The 1,803-nt window shown below is 31.0% G+C and carries 4 protein-coding genes; all 4 read left to right on the forward strand.

What is annotated here, in order from left to right; all coding sequences use genetic code 11:
• Positions 1–163, forward strand: a 163-nt coding sequence (tssD, locus tag ACVC43_RS01365; protein ID WP_452222786.1) for a type VI secretion system tube protein TssD, incomplete at its 5' end; no start/stop codon positions are given.
• Positions 164–328: 165 nt separating this feature from the next.
• Entirely contained in the window at positions 329–910 is a 582-nt protein-coding gene (locus ACVC43_RS01370; RefSeq protein WP_452222783.1) for a hypothetical protein, read from the forward strand.
• Positions 910–1,356: a hypothetical protein gene (locus ACVC43_RS01375; protein WP_452222784.1), complete on the forward strand. Its 447-nt coding sequence runs from the start codon at positions 910–912 to the stop codon at positions 1,354–1,356. The genes ACVC43_RS01370 and ACVC43_RS01375 overlap by 1 nt, the downstream gene beginning before the upstream one ends.
• A gap of 6 nt (positions 1,357–1,362) precedes the next feature.
• Positions 1,363–1,803, forward strand: a 441-nt coding sequence (locus tag ACVC43_RS01380; protein WP_452222785.1) for a hypothetical protein, incomplete at its 3' end; no start/stop codon positions are given.

Raw genomic sequence — 1,803 nt, forward strand, 5'->3', positions numbered from 1 at the left:
CAGTTTAAAAACCGTTAAATTTAAAGACGCTTACTGTTTAGATTATGTTGAGGATTTTGATGCTGTTAGCTCACAACCTCTAAAAACAAGAATAGTAATATCTGCGCAGGAGATTAGTGTAAAAGGAACCAAATTTAGTAATAATTGGCCTGCTAAAATTTAAACATTATTAGTGCGCTTTTTAAATTAATGAAATCAATATTTAAATAAATTGATATGATAAATTTTAATTAAAAACGAATCGCAAGTAATTATGCTATGGTTTAGTATGTAACTATTTGCACAATCATTAAAATAAACATTAGTCTACAATTTTAAGAACATCTATATGACGCAAGTTGCTTATATAAAACAATCTAATGATGGTTGGGTAAATGCAAAGTTTAGTAATGGAGAGATTCAGGCATTACCAGAATATTTAGAATTAGAGTGGACAGAAAGTAATACCAGAGACTATTTTATAATAAAAGAAGGTGTATACCAAGGTCAAAAAGCATCAATTAAAAACACCAATGGATCTTATATCGTTAAAGGTATTCCTCCAAGAACATCGGCCGTAGAAATAATATTTGACAGAAGTAAGGAGACTTTAGAGATTAAAGGTTTAGGTACTTTTAATGCAATTACAGATCCTACTACACCTGTGCCTGTAGGAAATCATATTATTAAAATTCCAGACCATCCTCATAGTGGAGGCGCTTCTTATACAGATAGAGCTTCTTATGCTAAAACATGGTTTTCGTTAGGTCACTTTTCTGGCGTTGGAGATGTTTATTTACACTGCGGAAATTATTCAGCAGGTTGTGTTACAGTTAAAGATATCGAGAAGTGGGATACCATTTATTCTTATTTAATAAAAGCAAGATTAGGTTTTTCAAATTCAGTTGGTAATATAACAGTTAAAAGATAATGAAAAAAACGGTAGTACATATACTAATTCTCCTTAGCCTGTTTTCTTGTAAACAAGAAAATAATTGCAATAGCTTAACACCCATAGAAGAAACAGAAAAACTGAAAATAGGTGACAAATTACCAAGTTTTTATCCTTTGGGCGATAACAAACAATCTTTTTCTGACTTAAAAAAAGAAAAGACAATTGTTTTTTTCAAGTCAGAAAGTGATGATATCCAAGAAGGTTACAACAAGGAAATCAATCATGCCATTTGGCCAGAACTAAAAAATGTTAATGCGGATATAATTGTTATATCAGATTTAAAAATAGCAGGAATTTATGGTATCTTTCTAAAAGAAAACAAAATTGACAACAATGTCTTGTTTATAGCAGATAAAAATAAAATTATTAGAAAAATATACAGTAATATTTGTATAGAAAATATTCTTGAAATTATAAAATAAAATACTATGGCACTTCAAAGCACTACAACAATATTTATTGGTGGAAAAGAGATTACTGCCTACAAATACTTGAATCTTCAACAAAACATAGATGAACATCATCTATTAGAATTAGTGTGCAGAATGGATGTTCTCGAAGATCTGTCTCAAGCCTTAGGAGAATCCAGTAAAAACTTCTTAGGCGAAACCATAACCCTGGAAACAACATCCTTAGATGCCTTTAGCGGTTATGAAAGCTTAGAATTTAAAGGCATTGTAACACAGGTAAAAACTGTGAAAGGGCACGAAGCAGGTTCTGGAGATACTGTTGTTATTAAAGCACAGAGTCCTACTTTTATTGCGGACGATGGACCACATTACGCCTCACATAATGACGTAACACTGTCTGAAATTATAGAAAAGACCTTTAACGATTACGACAAGTCTAAATTAGACGTATTAATACAA

This window comes from Lacinutrix chionoecetis (genome assembly GCF_053604665.1).